Source organism: Nitratireductor mangrovi (assembly GCF_007922615.2).
In the GTDB taxonomy this organism is placed as follows: Bacteria; Pseudomonadota; Alphaproteobacteria; order Rhizobiales; family Rhizobiaceae; genus Mangrovimarina; species Mangrovimarina mangrovi.
In genome coordinates, this window is record NZ_CP042301.2 from 218,412 (window position 1) to 240,313 (window position 21,902).

The 21,902-nt window shown below is 65.2% G+C and carries 18 protein-coding genes and 1 riboswitch; of the genes, 7 read left to right on the forward strand and 11 right to left on the reverse strand.

Annotated elements, in window-relative coordinates:
• The first annotated feature begins 266 nt into the window (after positions 1-266).
• The 3 genes from FQ775_RS00995 to FQ775_RS01005 are packed head-to-tail and all read left to right on the forward strand — an operon-like array spanning position 267 to position 2,813.
• Positions 267-815 (forward strand): Spy/CpxP family protein refolding chaperone, encoded by a 549-nt coding sequence (locus FQ775_RS00995; RefSeq protein WP_146299061.1) that lies wholly within the window; start codon positions 267-269, stop codon positions 813-815.
• Positions 816-852: 37 nt separating this feature from the next.
• The gene (locus FQ775_RS01000) at positions 853-1,551 is read left to right on the forward strand and encodes a response regulator (RefSeq protein WP_146299062.1); all 699 of its coding nucleotides are present in this window, start codon (positions 853-855) and stop codon (positions 1,549-1,551) included.
• 8 nt (positions 1,552-1,559) lie between these two features.
• Positions 1,560-2,813: a sensor histidine kinase gene (locus FQ775_RS01005; protein WP_146299063.1), complete on the forward strand. Its 1,254-nt coding sequence runs from the start codon at positions 1,560-1,562 to the stop codon at positions 2,811-2,813.
• A 25-nt stretch (positions 2,814-2,838) separates the two neighbouring features.
• Here the strand turns inward: FQ775_RS01005 and FQ775_RS01010 are convergent, their stop codons facing one another.
• The gene (locus tag FQ775_RS01010) at positions 2,839-4,629 is read right to left on the reverse strand and encodes an acyl-CoA dehydrogenase family protein (protein ID WP_146299064.1); all 1,791 of its coding nucleotides are present in this window, start codon (positions 4,627-4,629) and stop codon (positions 2,839-2,841) included.
• A gap of 155 nt (positions 4,630-4,784) precedes the next feature.
• Here FQ775_RS01010 and FQ775_RS01015 point away from each other — a divergent pair, with 155 nt between their 5' ends.
• Positions 4,785-5,651: an RNA polymerase factor sigma-32 gene (locus FQ775_RS01015; RefSeq protein WP_256378204.1), complete on the forward strand. Its 867-nt coding sequence runs from the start codon at positions 4,785-4,787 to the stop codon at positions 5,649-5,651.
• Positions 5,652-5,702: 51 nt separating this feature from the next.
• Here FQ775_RS01015 and FQ775_RS01020 read toward each other — a convergent pair whose 3' ends face one another.
• The 4 genes from FQ775_RS01020 to thiB form a co-directional block, all read right to left on the reverse strand.
• Positions 5,703-7,199, reverse strand: a complete 1,497-nt coding sequence (locus FQ775_RS01020; protein ID WP_146299065.1) for a M48 family metalloprotease — start codon at positions 7,197-7,199, stop codon at positions 5,703-5,705.
• 209 nt (positions 7,200-7,408) lie between these two features.
• A complete protein-coding gene (gene thiQ / locus FQ775_RS01025; RefSeq protein ID WP_146299066.1) occupies positions 7,409-8,137 on the reverse strand; it encodes a thiamine ABC transporter ATP-binding protein in 729 nt (242 codons plus the stop codon).
• Complete coding sequence (thiP, locus tag FQ775_RS01030) at positions 8,134-9,771, reverse strand: thiamine/thiamine pyrophosphate ABC transporter permease (protein WP_146299067.1); 1,638 nt, start codon at positions 9,769-9,771, stop codon at positions 8,134-8,136. Before thiP ends, thiQ begins: the two co-directional genes overlap by 4 nt.
• Complete coding sequence (gene thiB, locus FQ775_RS01035; protein WP_432420036.1) at positions 9,747-10,754, reverse strand: thiamine ABC transporter substrate binding subunit; 1,008 nt, start codon at positions 10,752-10,754, stop codon at positions 9,747-9,749. Before thiB ends, thiP begins: the two co-directional genes overlap by 25 nt.
• A gap of 41 nt (positions 10,755-10,795) precedes the next feature.
• Positions 10,796-10,919: riboswitch (TPP riboswitch) on the reverse strand.
• A gap of 123 nt (positions 10,920-11,042) precedes the next feature.
• Between thiB and FQ775_RS01040 the strand changes: the two genes are divergently transcribed.
• Genes FQ775_RS01040 through FQ775_RS01050 form a run of 3 tightly spaced genes read left to right on the forward strand, consistent with a single transcriptional unit; the run spans position 11,043 to position 13,994 of the window.
• Positions 11,043-11,684, forward strand: a complete 642-nt coding sequence (locus FQ775_RS01040; protein WP_146299068.1) for a thiamine diphosphokinase — start codon at positions 11,043-11,045, stop codon at positions 11,682-11,684.
• Position 11,685: 1 nt separating this feature from the next.
• Positions 11,686-13,518, forward strand: a complete 1,833-nt coding sequence (locus tag FQ775_RS01045) for an ABC-F family ATP-binding cassette domain-containing protein (protein WP_146299069.1) — start codon at positions 11,686-11,688, stop codon at positions 13,516-13,518.
• Positions 13,515-13,994, forward strand: coding sequence for a GNAT family N-acetyltransferase (locus FQ775_RS01050; RefSeq protein ID WP_246730238.1), 480 nt, complete (start codon positions 13,515-13,517; stop codon positions 13,992-13,994). The genes FQ775_RS01045 and FQ775_RS01050 overlap by 4 nt, the downstream gene beginning before the upstream one ends.
• A 57-nt stretch (positions 13,995-14,051) precedes the next feature.
• On the opposite strand, the gene FQ775_RS01055 is transcribed toward FQ775_RS01050, so the two are convergent.
• The 6 genes from FQ775_RS01055 to chvE all read right to left on the reverse strand — a co-directional run bounded on the left by FQ775_RS01055 (position 14,052) and on the right by chvE (position 21,691).
• Entirely contained in the window at positions 14,052-15,047 is a 996-nt protein-coding gene (locus FQ775_RS01055) for a Gfo/Idh/MocA family protein (RefSeq protein ID WP_246730239.1), read from the reverse strand.
• Positions 15,034-16,776 (reverse strand): L-arabinonate dehydratase, encoded by a 1,743-nt coding sequence (gene araD / locus FQ775_RS01060; protein ID WP_146299072.1) that lies wholly within the window; start codon positions 16,774-16,776, stop codon positions 15,034-15,036. The genes FQ775_RS01055 and araD overlap by 14 nt, the downstream gene beginning before the upstream one ends.
• Positions 16,777-16,788: 12 nt before the next feature.
• Positions 16,789-17,790 carry an AraD1 family protein gene (gene araD1, locus FQ775_RS01065; protein ID WP_146299073.1) on the reverse strand — a complete coding sequence of 334 codons (1,002 nt, stop codon included), beginning with the start codon at positions 17,788-17,790 and terminating at the stop codon, positions 16,789-16,791.
• 14 nt (positions 17,791-17,804) lie between these two features.
• The gene (mmsB, locus tag FQ775_RS01070; RefSeq protein WP_146299074.1) at positions 17,805-19,004 is read right to left on the reverse strand and encodes a multiple monosaccharide ABC transporter permease; all 1,200 of its coding nucleotides are present in this window, start codon (positions 19,002-19,004) and stop codon (positions 17,805-17,807) included.
• Between the two features lie 12 nt (positions 19,005-19,016).
• A complete protein-coding gene (gene mmsA, locus FQ775_RS01075) occupies positions 19,017-20,537 on the reverse strand; it encodes a multiple monosaccharide ABC transporter ATP-binding protein (RefSeq protein WP_146299075.1) in 1,521 nt (506 codons plus the stop codon).
• 86 nt (positions 20,538-20,623) lie between these two features.
• Positions 20,624-21,691 (reverse strand): multiple monosaccharide ABC transporter substrate-binding protein, encoded by a 1,068-nt coding sequence (gene chvE / locus FQ775_RS01080; protein WP_146299076.1) that lies wholly within the window; start codon positions 21,689-21,691, stop codon positions 20,624-20,626.
• Between the last annotated feature and the right edge of the window lie 211 nt (positions 21,692-21,902).

The following is a 21,902-nucleotide window of genomic DNA, read 5'->3' on the forward strand; positions in this document are numbered from 1 at the left end:
CTGAGCAGCCCGACGTTTCGCTGCCTCATACCGTTGTGGAATCCGGCGCCCCACGAGGCCAGCCTGGCGGTGAAATCGCCGCACGCGTCAGGTGCCCATGCGCCGGCGATTGGCCCTGCGAGGAAGCCGAATGGCCGCTACACGCAGGTTGGTCGGAAGCGGAACGAACTTCACATAACTTTACGTCGGCCTGCAACCACCGAAACCTAGGGCGTCCATGATGGCATCATCGCAACGAGCGACGTTGCGTGGAAAGGATCAGGATCATGGATCACAAAAATCATTTCGACGATTCCATCGACGGCGGCCCTGGCCGCTCCAGGGGCTGGCTACGCGGCGCGATCGCCGGCGGTGTGGTGCTTGCCGGGTTGGCTGGCGCCGGACTTTTGACGGCAACCAGCAGCGGCTTCGGGGGCGACAACGGCTCGGCGATGCGTGCCGGCGGACATTTCATTCATGCGCGCATGGGCGGCTTCATGATGGAGCGGAGGATCGGACACGTGCTCGACGAACTCGACGCTACTCAAGAGCAAGAGGACAAGCTCTGGGAGATCATCGACGCGGCGCGCGCCGAGTTGCGACCGATGGCACGTGAATTCCACGGCACCCGTGAGGAAGTGATCGACATCATCGGCGCGGCCACGATCGATCGCGAAGCGGCCGAAAAGCTGCGCAGTGAGCGCATCGCCGCCATAGACGAGGCATCGCGCAAGATGACCGCGGCGCTCCTCGACGCGGCGGAAGTGCTGACCGCCGAGCAGCGGGCCAAGCTGGCCGAGCACATCAAGGAGCGTAAATCCCGCCGCAAGTGGTAGAAGACCTCCTGAGCGGGCAGGGATTCGGAGCAGCAAGATGGCGGAACAGGTTCTGATCGTCGACGACGATACGCGCCTGTCCGCCATGCTTGCCGACTATCTGAGAGGTAACGGCTACGACGTCCTGGCCGCCCCTACAGCAGAGGCTGGCCTCGCCGAACTGCGCCGGCGGGCCCCCGACGCGGTCATTCTCGACATCATGCTGCCCGATCTCGACGGGTTCGAGACCTGCCGACGTATCCGCGCCTTTTCCGACGTTCCCGTGCTTATGCTGACCGCCAAGGGCGAGGAGACCGATCGCATCGTCGGTCTGGAGTTGGGTGCCGATGACTATCTGCCCAAGCCGTTCAATCCACGCGAACTGCTTGCTCGCCTCAAGGCGATTCTGCGGCGCCGTCACGGTCTTGCCCAGGGCGGCGCGAGGACCTTGCGCTTCGGGCGGCTGGAGATCGATCCGGGATCGCGGCTCGCGACCCTCGACGGCCGCGAACTCGCGCTGACCAGCCACCAGTTCGACCTGCTGGTGGCGCTTGCCGGCAATGCCGGCCGCACACTTTCGCGCGAGCAACTGATGGACCTGGTACGCGGCGAGGAACTCGAAGCATTCGACCGGTCGATCGACGTCCATATCTCCCGCATTCGGGCCGCGATCGAGCCGGACCCCAAACATCCACGTCGCATCATTACCGTGCGCGGTGCTGGCTACGTTTTCGCCCGCTTCCAGGACGACGTTTAGGCTCGCCGATGCGTAACAGCCTGTTCCTTAAGGTCTATCTTACGCTGCTTGCCAGTCTGGCCGTGGTGGCGCTGGTCAGCGCCGTCTTCGTGCGTCTCGGTGACGATGAGCAGCAGTCGGGCTGGCGCGACCGCCGCGACCTGTTTGTCACCGCTATCCTGCCTGCCGACCAGTCGACCGCGGAGTTGCAGGCGACGCTCCGGCGCCTCTCCGAGTCTTTTGACGCCGATCTTGCACTCTTCGATCCGGAGGGACGCCTGATAGCTCGCGCCGGGGAAGTCTTCGATGCCGGGTTCGGTGACGAAGGTGAACGCCGCTGGAAGGAGTTCCGCAAGAAGCATCACGTCATGGTGATGCGGCTGGCCGATGGGCGCGCCTTGGCCGTGCGAATGGATCGCCCGTTCTGGCCGCCCGGCCGCAATCCGCTCGCCTATCTCGCGGCAATCGCCGCCGCGATCGGGCTTGCGGCATATCCGGTGGTTCGCCATCTCACGCGGCGGCTGGAACGCTTGCGCAGGGGCGTCGACGTCTGGGGCGAGGGCGCATTGGTCACGCGGGTCGCCGACGATGGCCGTGACGAGGTGGCCGCCGTCGCCCGCAGCTTCAACAAGGCAGCGGCGCGGATCGAGGAACTCATTGCGGCGCATCGCACCCTGCTTGCGAATGCCAGCCACGAGTTGCGCTCGCCGCTCGCCCGGTTGCGGATGGCCATCGATCTCTTCGAGCAGAAGCCGGACGATGCGACGCGAACGGAAATCGTCCGCAATCTCGGCGAGATCGACGAACTGGTCGACGAGATTTTGCTGGCGAGCCGGCTCGAACACGGCGAGACTGGAAACCGAAGCGAACCCGTCGACCTTTTGGCGCTCGTGACCGAAGAAGGCACCCGCCACCGACTCAAGGTGACCGGCGTGCCGGCGATCGTCGCGGGCGAGCCGCGCCTTCTCACCCGGCTGGTGCGCAACCTGATGCAGAACGCGATTCGTCACGGTGCGCCACCGGTCACCGTCGAGGTTGCACGCGCGGGCAACCTCGTCCGCCTGAGTGTCGAGGATGGAGGCGAGGGCATTCCTGAGAACGAGAGCGGCCGCGTTTTCGAGCCCTTCTATCGGCCGCGCGGCCGCAGCGAGACAGGTGGCGGATGGGGCCTCGGCCTGTCGCTGGTGCGCCAGATCGCCGAACGCCACGGCGCGACTGTGCGTTATGAAAAGGCGCCAGGCGGCGGCGCGCGGTTCATCGTCGACTTTATCGCTGCTGGTTAGGGCAGGGTCCCGCGTATCTTGCCGCTCAGAACCAGTCTGGACGCATCGTGATCGTCGTGTCGTCGAGGCGGTCCAGAAGCGCGCGCTGGGCGCTCGTCTTCGGTAACTCGAAGGCGAAAAAATAGCGGCATGCGGCGAGCTTGCCATCGAGGAAATTTGCGTCGCCATCGCGTTCGCTTTTCTTGCGCGCGGCCACGACGGCCTGGCGCAGCCACATCCAAGCGATCACCACATGCCCAAGCATGTCGAGATAGACCGAAGCGTTGGCTAACCCGGCACGCGGCGCTTCGGCCACGGCGTGAACCAGCTTGCCAGTGGTGGCGATCGTCTCGGAGAGATGGTTGGCCAGTGCTTCGGCGTGTTCGGCCAACCCTTCAGCGGCATGGGCTTCGCGGATATCGGCCAGGATACGTCCCGCAAGTGTCTTGACCCCGGCACCCTGCGCCTGGAGGACTTTACGGCCGAGCAGGTCGATCGCCTGGATCCCGTGGGTACCCTCGTGGATCGGGTTCAGCCGGTTGTCGCGGTAAAGCCGTTCGACCGGGTAGTCGCGGGTGTAGCCATAGCCGCCCAACACCTGGATCGCGTGTTTGTTGGCCTCAAGGCAGTATTCGGACGGCCAGGACTTGGCGATCGGGGTAATGAGGTCGAGCAGGAGCTCGTTCTGGCGACGCGAATCCTCGTCCTCCTCGGTGCGGATGCGGTCGACGAGATCGGCGGAATAAAGGCTCAGGGCCAGGGCACCCTCCACAGCGGCCTTCTGGGCCAGCAGAAGCCGGCGGATGTCGGCGTGCTCGATCAGCAGCACCTGCGGGCTTTCGGGATCCTTGCTGTCGGGATGGCGGCCTTGCGGGCGCTCACGGGCATAGGCAAGCGAGGCGCGATAGCCGGCCGCGCCCAGCGCGACCGCGCCAAGGCCGACGCCGATACGGGCTTCGTTCATCATCTGGAACATGTAGGAGAGGCCATGGTGTGGCTCCCCGACCAGGTAGCCGATGCACGGGCTGTCTTCGCCGAAGTTGAGCAGCGTGTTGGTGGTGCCGCGATAACCCATCTTGTGGTTGAGTCCGGCCAGCACAACGCCGTTCCTCTGCGTGACCGCGCCGTCGTCGCCGACCAGAAATTTCGGCACTATGAACAGCGAGATGCCTTTCACGCCCGCCGGACCGCCCGGGATCTTTGCGAGCACCATGTGGACAATGTTTTCGGAGATCTCCTGGTCGCCGCCTGAAATCCACATCTTGCGGCCAGTGATGCTGTAGGAGCCGTCCTCTCGCGGCTCGGCGGTGGTCGAGATGTCGGTGAGCGAGGATCCGGCCTGCGGCTCCGACAGGCACATCGTCCCGAAGAAGCGCCCTTCGACCATGGGCCTCAGGAAGCGCTCCTTTTGCTCGTCCGAACCGAAGCTCGCGATCAGGTTGGCCGCCCCGGTGGTCAGGAAGGGGTAGCTGGAGGTGCCGACATTGGCCATCATGAACATGAAGGAAGTGGCCAGCCGCACCGTTTCCGGCATCTGCATGCCGCCCCATTCGGCATCGAAGGCGGCGCCGAAGAAACCGGCCTCACGGTAGTGCTTCAAGGCGTCTGCGACGGCAGCGTCCATCTCCACCTTGCCGTCGACGAATTCCGGCTCGTGCTCATCGAGTTGTGCCGCATGTGGCAGGAAATGATCGACGGCGATGCGCTCGGCCGTGTCGAGCACGCCGTCGATCGCTTCGCGGTCGTAGTCGGTATGCCGCGCCTGTTCGGCAAGCCGGGCAACGCCTAGAACGTCGTGAAGCTGAAATGCGAGGTCGGTACGGTCGATCGTGATCATGGAACGCTTCCTGCCTTCATGCGTTCATACGACGTGGGCGGGCGTGTGCGCTTGAACGTTCCCGGCTGCCCGGATCAGTGTCCCTGCCCTCCGCCGAACCACCGCGGACGGGGACCGTAAAGGGTGGCGAATGCCATCGCAAGCGGAGGCGAAACGTGAGCAACGACCCGGCCAGGAGCAGCATGGTTCGAGCCGCCATGAAGGCGCCCTACCTGGACCGCGAGGAGGAGCACGACCTCGCGGTTCGCTGGAAGGAAAAGAAAGACCAGCAAGCGCTGCACCGGGTGGTGACCGCCCATATGCGGCTCGTGATCTCCATGGCGAGCAAGTTCCGCAAATTCGGCTTGCCGATCAACGATCTGATCCAGGAAGGCCATGTCGGCCTGCTGGAGGCCGCGGCGCGCTTCGAGCCGGACCGCGGCGTACGGTTTTCGACCTACGCCACCTGGTGGATTCGCGCCTCGATCCAGGACTACATCCTGCGCAATTGGTCGATCGTGCGCGGCGGCACCAGCTCTGCGCAGAAGGCACTGTTCTTCGGCCTCAGGCGATTGCGCTCACGGCTGGCGCGCCAGTTCCCCGGCGCCCCCGACAGCATGATCTTCGACGAGATCGCGACGGTGGTCGGCGTGCCGGCGGCCGATGTCGCACTGATGGATGCAAGGCTCGCCGCTCCTGACCAGTCGCTCAACGCCCCGGTCGGCGAAAGCGACGGCACATCCAGCGAGCGCATGGATCTGTTGGCCTCAGGCAGCCCGCTGCAGGATCAGACGGTAGGAGCCGCGATCGACGGCGCTCGGCGTAACCTCTGGCTCAACGATGCCCTCAACGTGCTGACGCCGCGCGAGCGCGTCATCATTCGTCTCAGACGCCTTGACGAAAACGGCGCCACGCTCGAGGTACTCGGCAAGCGCCTTGGTGTGTCCAAGGAACGCGTTCGACAGATCGAGAATAGGGCGCTCGAAAAGCTGAAGATCGCACTTCTAAAGGCCAACCCGGACCCGGCCGTCTTCACCGCCTGAGTGGCAGGCGCCGGCAACGGCCTCGCCTCGGCCTCCCCTCCCGGGTGCGGCCTATTCGTCGGTGATGATCTTCACGCGATCGCCAGCCGAAACGCCTCCGCCCGGAGGCAGCGCGTTGAGCAGTCGGAACAGGTCGAGGGCACGCCCGACGCCGCTCATGCGCGCGGCGAGTGATCCGGCCGTTTCGCCCGGCTTCACCGTCACGACACGAACATGCAACGGCTTCAGCGCGCGCTTCTGCGCCGCCGAGAGAACCTGGAAACTGCCGGAAACGGCCTGCGCCGTTGGCAGCAACCGGTCGCTGTTTTCAGGTGCTGCGGTGAGCAGGCGATAGATCTGGCTGCCGGCGCGGAACACGGCGATATGGAAACGCCAGCCTTCGGCGCGCGCCGTCGCCGTGGCGGCCTCGATGCCGTTGATCGTCGCCGGGCGGATGCTGCCGACTTCGAGCCCGGTCACCCAGCCCGACTGGATGTAGTCGGCAAGCGCGACGGACCGGGCGACCGCCACGCCGTCGAAGCGCACCGCGACATCGCCCGGGCCGGCCGCGGTGACCGCCGCAGCCGAATTGTCGATGACGAAGCCGTCGGGGACGGCGAAGGCGATGCCCAACTTGGGGTGCAGGAACGTGTTGCCGCGCACGTAGCCCTCTTCGGGCGTATCGCCGAACAGCATGCCGTCAATGCCCTCCAGGAAGGAGTCGCGGTCGCGGTCCTCGGCGGCCACCGCGCCCGAGCGGCGGGCATGGCCCTGGGCCAGCTCGATGCGCTGCGGCGCGTTGGGATGCGAGGCGAGGAAGTCGAGGCTGGCATCAGAGGCGCCGCTTACGCTCCTGAAATCCGAGTACGAGGCCATCGATTGCAGGAAGCGCGCCGCCGCGAACGGGTCGTAGCCGGCGGCCGTGATCATGCCGATACCGATCTTGTCCGCTTCGAGCTCCTGGTTGCGTGAAAACTGCGCCAGCCGCAGCTTGCCGCGCACAAGGGCGGCACGGGCGGTCTGGTTGCCGCCGAGCACGTCGCTGACAACGCGCGAGGCGAGTAGTTCCTCGGCCTCCTTCTGCTGGCGCTGCAGACCGTGATTGGCGGTGACGTGGCCCATCTCGTGGGCGATCACCGCGGCCAGTTCGGCCGAATCATTGGCGAGCGCCAGCAGGCCGCGAGTGACATAGAGGAAACCGCCCGGCAGCGCGAAGGCGTTGACGTTCGGCGAATTCAGGATGGTGATCTGGTAGGTCTGCTGTGGGTTGTCGGATACAAGTGTCAGGCTGCCGACCACCTTGGCGACCATACGCTCCAGTTTCGGGTTCGAATATTCGCCGCCATAGGTCGCAAGGATGCGCGGATGCTGGGCCCTGGCGAGTTCGACCATGCGGTCGTTGCGGGTGACCGTGTCGACGGTGACCGGGTTGGCCGATGGAACGAAGGCCTGCTCGCTGATCGTGCCGCCGAGGCTCTGGCAGCCGGCCAATACCAACGCGAGCGCCAGTGCCACCGCGCGCGGCAGGGCCGCACGGGCACCAGGCGCCCCGGCTGGCGCCTTCGACATCGTGGCTACCGGTCGGATCAGAGCGATACCTTTCCCGAAAACGCGAATCCGCCCGATTCGCTGGGGTTATCCTGGGGCCGTCGCCGTCGCTTGCCCGCACTTTCGCGAGTCGCGCCCTGTGACGGCGAATGATAGCGCTTTTACCGCGTGACCGCATTCCTGCCCTACAATTTTGGCGGCTTGCGGGCAATTTTGCGTTACCCGTTGGTTTACGTCGTATCTCCGAGGTATCGGCGCACCGAATCCGGTCCGTATTCGGACAAGATGTGGCTGGTTTTGCCGAATTCAAGCACCCGGCCTTCATCGAGGAACGCCAGAAGCGGTGCGACCGTTCGTGCGTCGTCTGGATCATGGGTCACCATGACGACCGTCATGCCCGTCTCGGCGTGCAGCCTCGCGACCAGTTCCAGCATGTCGCGCCGCAGGGCAGGGCCGAGCGAGGCAAAAGGTTCGTCAAGCAACAGAACCGGCTTGTCGCGGACGAGCGCGCGCGCCAGCGCCACCCTCTGACGCTCGCCGCCGGAAAGCTCGCGCGGCAGGCGCTTTTCCTTGCCGGCGAGGCCCACCTTGGCAAGGGCCATCGCGATCGCCTCGCGATCTGCCGCGCCGAGGCGAAGTGACGGCGAGCGTCCGAGGCCGACATTCGCCGCGACGTCGAGATGGGCAAAGAGGTTATTTTCCTGAAACACCATCGACACCGGCCGCGCCGCTGGCTGAAGAGGGGTAATGTCGATGTCGCCGATCCGGATTTCGCCTTGCAGCGGGGTTTCGAAACCGGCGATCAGTGAGAGCAGCGTCGACTTTCCCGATCCGCTCGGTCCCATCAGTGCCATGAGTGTGCTGGCTGGCACATCGAGGTCGAACTGCATCGTCGGGCCGCCGTAGCTGAAGGCGACGTTCTCGATGCGGATGGCTTGCCCCTGCCCTGTTGCGCTCATCGGCCAAGCCCCCCGCGTCGGTCGGCGATCATCATCAGGGCAAAGCAGAGCGCCGCCAGCAGCAGGGCGAGCCCGGCAGCGTCGGCGGTGCGATAGCTGCCCAGCCGTGCGTAAAGCAGATAGGGCAGGGTCTGGACCTGGTCGCTGCCGAATAGCGCGATCACACCGAGATCACCCAGGGACAGTGCCATTGCGAAAGCCGTAGCGGTCAGGAACGGTTGGCGCAGCACCGGCCAGTCGATCAGCCGGATACGATTCCAGCCGGAGATTCCGAGGGCGGTGCATAGGCGATCGTGGCGTTCGGCGGCCGCGTCATGCGCCGGGCGAAGCACGCGGACGGCAAACGGGATCGCCATCGCCGCGTTGACGGCGACAACCATGATCGGAGCGAGCGCAAAGACGTCGGCGAAATGCCGGAGCAGGATGAACCAGCCGGCGCCGATCAGGATCGGGGGCACAATGAGTATCAGGCCCGAACCGCGATCATAGGCTTTTTCCAAAATCGATGGCCGGCTTCCAGGCCGTCTTCGCGAGGCATGGTAGTGACGCGCGGACACCATTGCGTAAGTGAGCAGCACGCACAGCAGCGCGGCCAACACTGCGAGCAAGAGACTTGTCGCCAACGCCCGCTGCACGGCCGGCTCGCGGGCGAGTCGCCCTAGTTCCGCATCGAGGCCGGAGATCACAATTGCCGCCACCGGGGCCGCGACAAGAAGGACGGCAACGGCGATGACGGCGACGTTGGCTGCACGTTCCGGCGCGGTCGGCGACAGGTAGCGGCGTGAGGAAACCGACATTGCGGCCTCGCCACTCATTTCCGCGCCGAGCCTGAACAGGATCGCGACCGCCGCCACCGTGAGAAGGAGTTGCACAAGGGTGAGCACCAGGGCGCGTGCCGGGTCGAAGTCGAAGCGCAGCGCCTGGTAGATCGCCACTTCGATGGTGGTTGCAGCCGGGCCGCCGCCAAGCGTCAGCACGATGGTGAAGGAGGTGATGCAGAGCATGAACACGAGACCGGCGACGCCCGGCAGGTTTGCCCTTATCACCGGCCACTCGATGAAGCGAAAGCTGGCTCGCGCGCCCATGCCGAGTTGGCTCGCCAGGCGCCACTGGTCCGCCGGCACGGTGTCGAGCGCCTGCAGGAAAAAGCGGGTCGCGAGTGGCAGGTTGAAGAAGACATGCGCGACGAGGATGCCGGAAAGCCCGTAGATTCCCGGCCATCGTCCCGCGCCGAGCGCGTCCGCCATGTCGGCGGCAAGCCCGGAGCGTCCTAGCAGCGCCAATACGCCAAGTGCGGCGACCAGTGGCGGTAGCGCAAGCGGCAGTGCAAAAAGACGCAGCACGATGCCGCGACCGGGAAACGCCGGATGCCGCGACAGCGCCCGCGCCACCAGGATTGCCGGCAGTACCGAAAGCAGCGTGGACAATACGGCCTGCGACAGCGTAAAGCGGGCGATGCGGACAAGATAGCCGTCGAAGGCGCCGAGCGCCGCGCCCGGCTGGCGTGCCGCCTCGATGAGCAGGCCGGCGAAGGCGCCGCCCGCCAGTATCGCGACCAGCGACAATGCCAGCAGGCCGGCGCGCGCGCCGCCAGTTGTCGAGGCCGCCCTTAGCGGCTCATCACGGAAAGCCACTCGTCCACCCAGGCCTTGCGGTTCTCCGCCACCTCATCGGCGCTGAAGAGAAGCGCCCTTGCCGGTTCGACCAGCTTGCCGAACACCGGGTCCAGCGGCGTGGAGGTTTCACCGGCCGGAAACATCCAGTTGGTTTCAGGAATGACATCCTGGAAGCCCGGCCCGGTCATGAAGGACAGGAATTTCCCTGCCAGCGGATTCTCGGCTCCCTTGATGGTGATGCCGGCGACCTCGATCTGCAGGTAGTGACCCTCTTCGAAGGCCGCTGCCTGATAGCGTTCGCTGTCTTCTGCGATCATGTGATAGGCCGGCGAGGTCGTGTAGGAAAGCACCATAGGCGCTTCGCCGCTGGTGAACAGGCCATAGGCCTCGCTCCAGCCGGGCGTCACGGTCAGAACGCGGTCCTGGAGCCTGGCCCAGGCCTTGTCGGCTTCGTCGCCATAGACGGCCTTGATCCAAAGCAGCAACCCCAGCCCCGGCGTCGAGGTGCGGGGATCCTGGATCAGGATCTTTTCTTCGGGATCGCCTTCGACGAGCGCCCTCAGGCTTTGCGGCGGGCTGTCGATCGCCTCCGTGTCGTAGACCACGGCGAAATAGCCATAGTCATAAGGCACGAACACGTCGTCGGCGAACTCGCCCGGCACGGAGATGCGGGACGTATCGATGTTGTGCGGCGCAAACAGACCCGTAGCCTTGGCATCGGTCGTCAGGTTGGTGTCGAGGCCAAGTACGATATCGGCCTTGGTCGAGTCGCCCTCGAGCTTCAGCCGATTGAGCAGCGCCACACCGTCGGCGACAGAGACGAATTCGAGATCGCAGCCGCATTCCGCTTCGAACGCTTTTTCTACCTGCGGTCCCGGGCCCCAGTCCGCGGTGAAGCTTTCATAGGTGTAGACGGTAAGCTTGTCCTGCGCCGCTGCGGGCAGTCCAAGAACCGCGACGATCGCGGCGGTGACGATTGGCAGGGTCGATCGCAAGCGCATCTGGCGCCTCCTCTTTTCGCGTTGAAAGGGACATCAGGCGCCTTTGAAGAGCGTCTAATCCCTCCGCCGGTACGAACCGGATCAGGTTTTGCGGGTTGGCCGGACCAAGGTCCGTGAAGCCTCTCAGCCGGTCGGTCGGGACCGCCGGCACCCCGTTAGAGCGGCAAGACTCTTAGGCTTTCGCGCGAGGCCACGCAAGTCGCAGGCCTCTTCTCCAAAGCCAACGCGAGCCGGCTGGCGATGTTCCGGCTTCCGCTCGTCAACGCTGCCTGATAGAGGCCTCGGCCCATGAACCTTTTTGCCATTCTTCTTGGCGGCGATGTCCAGCGGACGCCGCGACTTGACGCGGCCCTTGCGGGGGCACGTGTGATCGCGGCAGATTCCGGCATCCGGCATGCCGCCGAACTGGGGCTCCAACCGGAACTCTGGATCGGCGATTTCGATTCGGTCGGCGAGGCGGAGATTGCCGGCCATCCGAATGTAGAACGCGAGGTCTTCCCTCCAGAAAAGGACCAGACCGACGGCGAGCTGGCGATTGCGGCCGCGATCGAGCGCGGCGCTGGCTCAATTGTGCTTGTAGGCGCCTTCGGCGGGCCGCGAGCCGACCATACCTTCCTCCACCTGACTGCCGCGATCGGTCTTGTCGAGCGAGGCATCACCACGCTTTTGACCAGTGGGCGCGAGGAAGGCCATCCGGTGCTGCCCGGCGCGGCGTCCTTCGACTATGCGCCCGGCACGCTGTTCAGCCTGCTCGCTTTTTCCGACCTTTCCGGCCTTACCGTGACCGGCGCCAAATGGCCGCTCGATCAGGTCGAGATCGCCTTCGGCTCTTCCCGTACGCTTTCGAACGAGGTCGAAAGTGCGCTGTCGGTTTCGCTCGGCAGTGGTCGAGCGCTGCTGCTTGCGCATCCGCTGGGCGTCGGAGACTGAGATGGCGCCACCGCTGCTTCGCCTCGACGGCATCGCTCTCACCTTTGGTGGCACGCCACTGCTCGAATCTGCGACACTTTCAGTGCTGCCGGGCGAGAAGATCGCACTGGTCGGCCGCAACGGTTCTGGCAAGTCCACTTTGCTCAAGATCGCGGCTGGCATGATCGAGCCGCAGGACGGCGAGGTCTTCCGCCACCCCGGCGCGACGGTGCGCTATCTGCCGCAGGCGCCTGACATGGAGGGCTTCGAGACGGTCGAAGCTTATGTGAAGGAAGGTCTCGGGCCGGCCGACGACGCCTTTCGTGCCGACTATCTGCTTGAAAGTCTGGGGATTTCCGGGTCCGCTGATCCGGCTAACCTGTCGGGCGGCGAGGCGCGGCGCGCGGCACTCGCCAAAGTGCTGGCGCCGGAACCCGACATCCTGCTCCTTGACGAGCCGACCAACCATCTCGACCTCTCCACCATCGAATGGCTGGAGGACGAGCTGTCACGCATCCAATCGGCGGTCGTCGTGATCTCGCACGACAGGCGCTTCCTGGAAAAGGTCACCCGCGCCACCGTCTGGCTGGATCGCGGTACTTCCCGCCGCCTCGACAAGGGCTTTGCTCATTTCGAAGCCTGGCGCGACGAAATCCTCGAGGAGGAGGAACGCGAGCAGCACAAGCTCGGCCGTCAGATCGTGCGCGAGGAGCACTGGTTGCGTTACGGCGTCACCGCCCGGCGCAAGCGCAACATGCGCCGACTCGGCGAACTGACGACCTTGCGCGAGCGCTTTCGCAACCACCGGCGTCAGGACGGAACCGCCCGCATGGCGGCGAGCGACGCCGCCGAGTCCGGCAAGCTGGTCATTGAAGCCAAGGGAATCGGCAAGAGTTTCAGCGACTTGACCGTCGTGAAGGGCTTTTCCACCCGCATCCAGCGCGGCGACCGTATCGGCCTCGTCGGTCCCAACGGGGCGGGCAAGACGACATTGTTGAAGATGCTGACCGGCGAGCTTGCGCCGGATGAAGGAACGGTGCGGCTTGGCGTCAATCTCGAGATCGCGACGCTTGACCAGCGCCGCGCCAGCCTCGATCCCGAGGAAACGCTTGCGCATTTTCTGACCGGAGGGCGCGGCGACAGCGTCGTGGTCAATGGTGAGGAGCGCCATGTCGTTTCCTACATGAAGGACTTCCTGTTCAAGCCGGAGCAGGCGCGGACGCCGGTGCGTGAACTTTCAGGTGGCGAGAAGGCCCGGCTGATCCTGGCGCGGCTGCTGGCACGGCCGGCCAATCTTCTGGTGCTCGACGAGCCGACCAACGATCTCGACATGGAAACTCTTGATCTGCTTCAGGAACTTGTCGCCGGCTTTGCGGGCACGGTGATCCTGGTCAGCCATGACCGCGATTTCCTCGACCGCACGGTGACCAGCACGATCGCGCCGGAAGGCGGCGGGCGTTGGGTCGAGTATGCAGGCGGTTACAGCGATCTGCTCGCGCAGCGCGGCAGCGCGCGCTTCGTATTGCAGGAAGCGGGCAAGGTCGAGGCCGCGGCCGCGGCTAAGGGAAAGCCCGCATCAAGGACGGTTGAGCGTCAGCCTCCGAGGCCGGCGGCGAAGAAACTGTCCTACAAACAGAAGTTCGCACTCGAGAATCTGCCGGAAAAAATCGCGAAAACCGGTGCGGAAATCACGGATTTGGAGGCCAGACTCGCGGATTCTTCGCTGTTTGCCCGCGATCCTGACGGGTTTTCGAGGCTGGCGAAGACGCTCGACGACAAACGGGCGAGCCTCGCCGCCATGGAGGAGGAATGGCTCGAACTGGAGATGCTGCGCGAGGAGGTCGAGGGCGGGTGACAACCGGCAGTGACGACCATCCCGCGCTTCGGCTGCGGGCACCGCTGCCGGGTGAAGCCGAAGCCCTCACCACGCTCTGCCTGCGTTCGAAAGCGTATTGGGGTTACGACGCGGCCTTCATGGCGGCTTGTCGTGAAGAACTGACGCTGAGCGAGGTCAATCTGTCGTCCGGGAAGGTCAGGATCGCCGATCTGGAGGGCAGGGCGATCGGCGTGGCGGAGATATCGCTGGAAGGTGAGGACGGCATCCTCGAAAAGCTGTTCGTGGCACCGGAGGCGATGGGCAAGGGGGCCGGTCGGCTGCTGCTGGAATGGGCGGTTGAGGCTTGTCGGGGTCGAGGCGCGCGGCGGCTGGTGATCGACGCCGATCCGGGCGCCGCCGCCTTCTATCGCCGCTGCGGGGCCGTTGACGCCGGGCAAGCGCCTTCTGAATCGATCCCGGGGCGCGTGCTGCCCCGGCTGGTCATCGATCTCTAAGCCCGGCTCATCTTCCCGCAGAGGCATCGCGCTCCCGACATACGGCGATGGAACGCGTTAGGCCGACGCCTTGCGCGCGGTGTGCTCGATCCGCACCGCCTCCGGTTGACCGTCCTCGATGTCGTGGAAAGGCGCAACCGAGGTGCGCCGCCCGAGCATGAAGGCGTCGGCGACGTGGACGAGGGGTGAGACGTCGACATCGCTCTCGGCCGCCTTCAGCAGTTCGGCGAAACGGGCGTAGATACCGTCATATTCGGCTGCGTTCGCCTTCAAGGTGACCCGGCCGTCGAGTTCCATCACGGCCCCGCCCTCCGAGAGCCGCAAGGTGCCGTTGTCGGTGATCACCGAAACGTCCCAGCGTTGCGGCCCGGTCTGGCGCCAGTCGAAATCGGCCAGAATGGTGGCCGTATTCGCGTCCCTGAACTCCAGCCGCGCGGCGATCGGCGTGGCGCGATTGCTCGGGAAATCGAGCGTCGCCGACACGAGATGGACGGGCTCGGGCAAGATCTCCGTCATGATCGACAGCGCGTTGATGCCGGGGTCGAAGACGCCGATGCCGCCCGGCTCCCAGATCCATTGCTGCCCGGGATGCCAGCGGCGCACATCCTCCCTCCACACGATCTCGGCGCGACGAACCGTCTTTCCCTTCAGCCAGGACTTCGCCGGCGCCACCGCCGGAGCGAAACGCGAATGCCAGGTGGCGAACAGCGTCAGGCCTCTGGCCGCGGCGAGGCGTTCGAGCGCGTCGACCTCGGCTAGCGTCGCGCCGGGAGGTTTTTCCAAAAGCACGTGGCGCCCGGCCTCGAGCGCCTGCAGCGCCAGGCCGAAGCGGACTTGGGGCGGGACGCAAAGCGCGACTGCGGGGACATCAGGCCGGGCGTCGAGAAACGCGTCCATGGCCTCGAAGGCGTCGATGCCCTCGACCGTGCCGTGGCGGCTCACCGTCGCGGCAAGGCGGAAATCGGGGTTCCTGGTGATCGAAGGCACATGCTGGTCACGCGCGATCTTGCCGACGCCGACGATGGCGATCGGAAACGGCTCAGTGGCTTTCACGCGGTACGGCCTTTCCCCGGGCGCCGGCAAGGAAGTCGAAATCGGCACCCGTGTCGGCCCCGCCGACATGATCGTGGAACAGCTGAATGTAGCCGCCTTCGGGCCGCCGCACCGTGGATTGCCACGCGGCGAGGCGTGCCGCCAACTCGTTCGCCGGTATGTCTAGGTGGAGGCGGCGGGCGTTGACGTCGAGTTCGATCAGGTCGCCATCCCGGACGACCGCCAGTGGTCCGCCCGCGGCCGCTTCAGGCGCGGTGTGCAAGACGACCGTGCCGTAGGCGGTCCCCGACATGCGTGCGTCGGAGATGCGCACCATGTCGGTGATGCCCTTTCTCAGGACCTTGGGCGGCAGGCCCATATTGCCGACCTCCGCCATGCCGGGATAGCCGCGCGGCCCGCAGTTTTTCAGGACCATGATGCTGGTTTCGTCGATATCGAGTGCTTCGTCGTTGATCCTCGCCTTGTAGTGTTCGATGTCCTCGAACACAACGGCCCGGCCGCGATGCTTCATCAGATGCGCGCTCGCCGCGGACGGCTTGATCACCGCGCCGTTGGGCGCCAGGTTGCCGCGCAAGACGGCAATGCCTCCCTGAGCGGTCAACGGCTTGTCGACGGGCCGGATCACGTCCTCGTTCCAGTTGCGTACCCCGGCGATCTCAGCGGAGATCGTCTGGCCGGAAACGGTAAGGGCGTCGCCGTGAAGCATGCCGCCGTCGAGCAGCGACTTGAGCACCACCGGCAGGCCGCCCGCATAGAAGAACTCTTCCATCAGATAACGGCCCGACGGCATCAGGTTGACGATGGTCGGAACGTCGCGGCCGAGCCGGTCCCAATCATCGAGCGTGAGTTCGACGCCTGCGCGCCCGGCAATTGCCAGCAGATGGATGACCGCGTTGGTCGATCCGCCGATCGCGCCGTTGGTGCGGATCGCGTTCGCAAACGCTTCCCGGGTCAGGATATCGGACGGCTTAAGGTCGTCCTTGACCATGTCGACGATGCGCCGCCCGGTCAGATGTGCCATCACCCGGCGGCGGCTGTCGACTGCGGGTACGGCGGCGTTCCCAGAAAGCGCCATGCCGAGCGCCTCGGCCATCGAGGCCATGGTCGAGGCCGTGCCCATCGTGTTGCAGGAGCCCGGCGAGCGCGACATCGACTGCTCGGCCTCGAGGAAGTCGGCGCGCGACATCTTGCCGGCCTTGATGTCCTCCGACATCTGCCAGAGCGCCGTGCCGGAGCCGACGCGCTCGCCGCGGAACCAGCCATTGAGCATGGGGCCGCCGGAAACGACGATCGCCGGCAGGTCGACGCTGGCCGCGCCCATCAGCAACGCCGGCGTGGTCTTGTCGCAGCCGGCCAGAAGCACGACGCCGTCGAGCGGATTGGCGCGCAGCGCCTCCTCGACGTCCATGGCAGCCAGGTTGCGGTAGAGCATTGCCGTCGGGCGCAGCGACGATTCCCCCGGCGAAAAGACCGGAAATTCCAGGGGCAGGCCGCCAGCCTCATAGATGCCGTGCTTGACCCGTTCGGCAAGGTCGCGCAGATGCGCGTTGCAGGGCGTCAGTTCCGACCAGGTGTTGCAGATGCCGATCACCGGGCGCCCGTCGAACAGGTCGGCCGGCAGGCCCCGGTTCTTCATCCATGACCGGTGATAGATGGCGTCGCGACTGTCGCCGCCATACCACTCCTGCGAACGCAGCCTGCGCGGCCAGTCGGCCTTCCTGAAAGTCATCGTCGCCTCAGTTCAAAGTACGGCCACGGCGACGCGCGACCCGCGGGCCGGTTCGGATGCCACCGCCAGCGGATTGCGCAGCGGCAGGCCGAAGGGTCCGGCTTCTATCTCGAAGAGATCGCCGGGTTCGACGCGCAGGCCATCCGCGAACGACAGCGTCGCGGTGCCGAACATGTGGACGTGGATGTCGCCGGGCTGGCGGAAGAGCGCGTATTTGAAGTGATGATGTTCGAGATTGGCGATCGAGTGCGACATGTTCGCCTCGCCGGAGAGGAACGGCTTCTCGAAGACGGTTTCGCCGCCGCGCCTGATGCGCGACACACCGCGAATGTCGGCGGGCAGGTCGCCGACCAGGATCTCGGGACCGAAGGAGGCGGGGCGCAGCTTGGAGTGCGCCAGGTAGAGATAGTTCACCTTCTCCATCACGTGGTCGGAGAACTCGTTGCCGAGCGCGAAGCCGACGCGGAAGGCGGTGCCGTCGTCGCCAATGACATAGATGCCGGCGATTTCCGGCTCCTCGCCGCCGTCGTCGGCGAAGGACGGCGAGACCAGCGGCGCGCCAGGTGCCGCGACCATGGTGCCGTTGCCCTTGTAGAACCACTCCGGTTGCACGCCGGGGCCGCCACTGCCGGGTTTGCCGCCGTCGACGCCCATGCGGAACATGCGCATGGAATCGGTCAGCTTGCCGTCGTCCTCGACAGCCTTCTGATGCATGGCGTCGCGCGTCGCGGCCGAACCGAGATGGGTCAGGCCGGTCCCGGTGAGATGCAGATGCGCCGGATCTGCGTGGTGGATCGGCGGCAGCATGCGGCCCTCATCATAGGCGCTTGCGAGGTCGACTGCGGGACCGAGGCCGAGGCGCCCGACCCTTTCGGCGATCTTCTCACCGCTGCGCGCTGCCGCCAGCGCCAGTTCGTGGACGCTGGCCGCCCCGCGGACCTCGTAAGCTTCCGTACCTTCGCGCGCGATGACACGAACGTCGCCGGAGGTGGTCCTGACCTGGGACAAAAGCATGGTACGTCTCCCGATCAGCTCTTGCTCTTGTTGTAGACGTCGAAGAAAACCGCCGCGAGCAGCACCAGGCCCTTGATCACCTGCTGGTAATCGATGCCGATGCCCATGATCGACATGCCGTTGTTCATGACGCCCATGATGAAGGCGCCAACGACCGCGCCGACGATCTTGCCGACGCCGCCCGACATCGAGGCGCCGCCGATGAAGACCGCGGCGATCACGTCGAGTTCGACTGCGAAGCCGGCCTTTGGCGTAGCCGTGTTCAGCCGCGCGGCGAAGATGAGTCCGGCAAGTGCCGCCAGCATCCCCATGTTGACGAAGGCGAGAAAGGTGAGGCGCTCCGTCTTGATGCCCGACAGCTTGGCCGCCTTCTCGTTGCCGCCCAGCGCGTAGATGCGGCGGCCGAGGGTCGTGTTCTCCGTGAGGAAGGCGTAGATGATCGTCAACACGACCATCGAGATCAGCACGTTGGGCAGGCCGCGGAAGGTCGACAGCTTGTAGGCGACGAAAAGCAGCGCGCCGGCCACGATGGCGTTTCGAACGATGAAGAAGGCCATCGGTTCGCCCTCGATGCCGTACTGGCGATTGTGGGCGCGGTCGCGAAAGCCGAGCCAGAGAATGAGGGCGACAGCGACGATGCCGGCGGCGATCGCGGTGCCGTTGGGGCGGCCGATGCCGAAGATGTCCGGAATGAAGCCCGTCGACAGCACCTGGAAGCTGCCGGGGAACGGGCCGACCGACTGGCCCTCCAGCAGCCACAGCGACAACCCGCGGAAGACCAGCATGCCGGCCAGCGTGACGATGAAGGAGGGTATGCGCCAATAGGCGACGAAGTAGCCCTGGGCGCCGCCGATGACGATGCCGGCGAAAAGGCAGGCGAGCACCGTCGCCATGACCGGCCAGTCCCATTGCACCATCATGACGGCCGCGAGCGCGCCGATGAAGCCCATGACCGAGCCGACGGAAAGGTCGATATTGCCCGACACGATGACGACCAGCATACCGAGCGCCATCACGATGATGTAGCTGTTCTGGAGAAACAGGTTGGTGATGTTCACCGGGCGCAGCAGAGTGCCGTCGGTGACGATCTGGAAGAAGATCATGATGGCGATCAGCGCGAACAGCAGTCCGTATTCGCGCATGTGCCTGACAAGATAGGCGCCGATTGCATTGGACGGCTCGTCGCGCCTGGCGCCGGATTCCACCGCTTCCATACGCCCTTCCTCCTATTCCGTTACGATGAGCGACATGATGCGCTCCTGGCTGGCTTCCGCGGCGGTCAGCTCGCCGACCAGCGATCCTTCGTTCATCACGTAGATGCGGTCGCACATGCCGAGCATCTCAGGCATCTCCGAGGAGATCATCAGCACGCCTTTGCCCTCCGCCGACAGCTCGTTGATGATGCTGTAGATCTCGAACTTGGCGCCGACGTCGATGCCGCGCGTCGGCTCGTCGAGGATCAGCACATCCGGCCCGGCAAAGAGCCATTTCGACAGCACCACCTTCTGCTGGTTGCCGCCCGACAGGTTGACCACCTTCTGGAACACCGACGGGGTGCGGATGTTCATGGCGGCGCGGTATTTTTCCGCGACCTGCGTCTCGCGGGTTTCCGAGATCACGCCTTGCGAGGAGACGGCCTTGAGATTGGCCAGCGTCACGTTGCGTTCGATCGTTTCGTCGAGGATGAGGCCCAGCGTCTTGCGGTCCTCGGTCACATAGGCAAGGCCGGCGGCGATCGCCCGGTCGACCTGCGACACGTCGACCGGCTGTCCGCGCAACCGTACCTCGCCAGAAATCCTGCGTCCGTAGCTGCGCCCGAAGATGCTCATTGCCAGTTCGGTACGTCCGGAACCCATCAGGCCGGCGATGCCGACGACTTCGCCGGAACGCACAGTCAGGTTGGCGTCGTGGATCACCTGACGGTCCGCGTGCTCGGCGTGCCAGACGTTCCAGTTCCTGACCTCCATCAGGATGTCGCCGGCGCGCCGCTCGCGCTCGGGATAGCGGTGCGCCATGTCGCGACCGACCATGTCGCGGACGATGCGGTCCTCGGTGATCGGGTCGGTACGGGCATCGAGGGTCGAGATCGTCGTGCCGTCGCGGATGACGGTCACCCGGTCGGCGATGCGCCGCACCTCGTTGAGCTTGTGGCTGATAATGATGGAGGTGACGCCTTGCGCCTTGAGTTCGAGCAGCAGGTCGAGAAGCGCCTGGCTGTCGCTTTCCGAAAGTGCCGCGGTCGGCTCGTCAAGGATGAGCAGGCGCACGTCCTTCGACAGCGCCTTGGCGATCTCGACCAGTTGCTGCTTGCCGACGCCGAGATTGTCGACGAGCGTGGTCGGCGCCTCGGCGAGACCGACCTTCTTCAGGAGGGCCTCGGTGCGTCGCAGCGTCTCGCGCCAGTTGATGACGCCTGCCCTAGAGCGCTCGTTGCCGAGAAAGAGGTTCTCGGCAATCGACAGCAGCGGCACCAGCGCCAGTTCCTGGTGGATGATGATGATGCCGACCGCCTCGCTGTCGGCAATTCCGGAAAAGGAGGCGAGCGCCCCGTCGTAGTGGATCTCGCCCTCGTAGGTGCCGGCGGGATAGACGCCGGAAAGCACCTTCATCAGGGTCGACTTGCCGGCCCCGTTTTCACCGACGAGCGCGTGGATCTCGCCCTCCGCCACGGTGAGGTTCACCGTGTCCAGCGCCTTCACGCCGGGAAAGGTCTTGGTGATCGCGCGCATCTCAAGCAGGGGTTTCATCGCCGTGACCCGATGTGCCGCCGGTGGTTTTGCGAGCGTGCGCCCGCGCGCTGGGTTTTCGCGCGGGCGCGCCCGGGAGGATCAGATTACTTGATCTGGTCCATCGTATAGTAGCCGGAGCCGATCAGGATATCTTCCCAGTTGGAAGCATCCACCGAAACCGGCTCGAGCAGATAGGACGGCACCACCTTGACGCCGTTGTCGTAGGTCTCGGTGTCGTTGATCTCTGGCTCGCCGCCGCCTAGCAGGGCATCGACCATGCCGACGGTGACGCGGGCCAGTTCACGCGTGTCCTTGAACACGGTCGAATACTGCTCGCCGGCGAGGATCGACTTCACAGACGGAACCTCGGCGTCCTGACCGGTGACGATCGGCATCTTCAGGTCGCCGGAGCCGTAGCCGACGCCCTTGAGCGACGACAGGATGCCGATCGACAGCCCGTCATAGGGCGACAGCACGCCATGCACCTGCTTGTCGGTGTAGTTGGCCGACAGGAGATTATCCATGCGCGACTGGGCGACGGCGCCGTCCCAGCGCAGCGTTCCGACGACGTCCATGCCCATCTGGCCGGAGGGGATGACGATGTCGCCGGAATCGATCAGCGGCTGCAGCACCGACATCGCGCCGTCGTAGAAGAAATAGGCGTTGTTGTCGTCCGGAGAGCCGCCGAACAGTTCGACGTGCCAGGGCTTCTGGTCGGGGTAGCGTTCCTTGAGCCCGTTGACCAGCGACGTCGCCTGCTGCACGCCGACCTTGAAGTTGTCGAAGGTGGCGTAATAGTCGACGTTCGCGCTGTCGCGGATCAGGCGGTCATAGGCGATGACCTTGATGTCGGCCGCATGCGCGTTGGCGAGCGCGTTGGAAAGCGTGGTGCCGTCGATCGCGGCGATCACCAGCACGTTGACGCCCTTGGTGATCATGTTCTCGATCTGGGCGAGCTGGTTGGGGATGTCGTCCTCGGCATATTGCAGATCGGTGCCGTAGCCAGCGGCCTCGAACTGTTCGACCATGCTGTTGCCGTCGGAAATCCAGCGCGCCGACGACTTGGTCGGCATGGCGATGCCGACGGTTCCCTTGTCCTGCGCGTAGGCTGCGCCGGCGAACAGCGTGGCGGCAAGCGCCGTCGTCGCCAGTACGGTTGTCAAAAGCCTCATATTGTCTCCTCCCAGGTAGCGGCCGAACGGCAGTAGGCGCCGCCGGTCAGACGAACGGATGATGCAAACCGGACAAGACGGCCCGATCCTTGTCCTCCCGGGCCGGCGGGACCCTGGCCCCGCTCCTGTCGCAGGTCGCGATTGATCACCAATGACACATACCAGTCAAATGCGATTGTTTGCGTGTGATATACCTGCAATGATATATCAA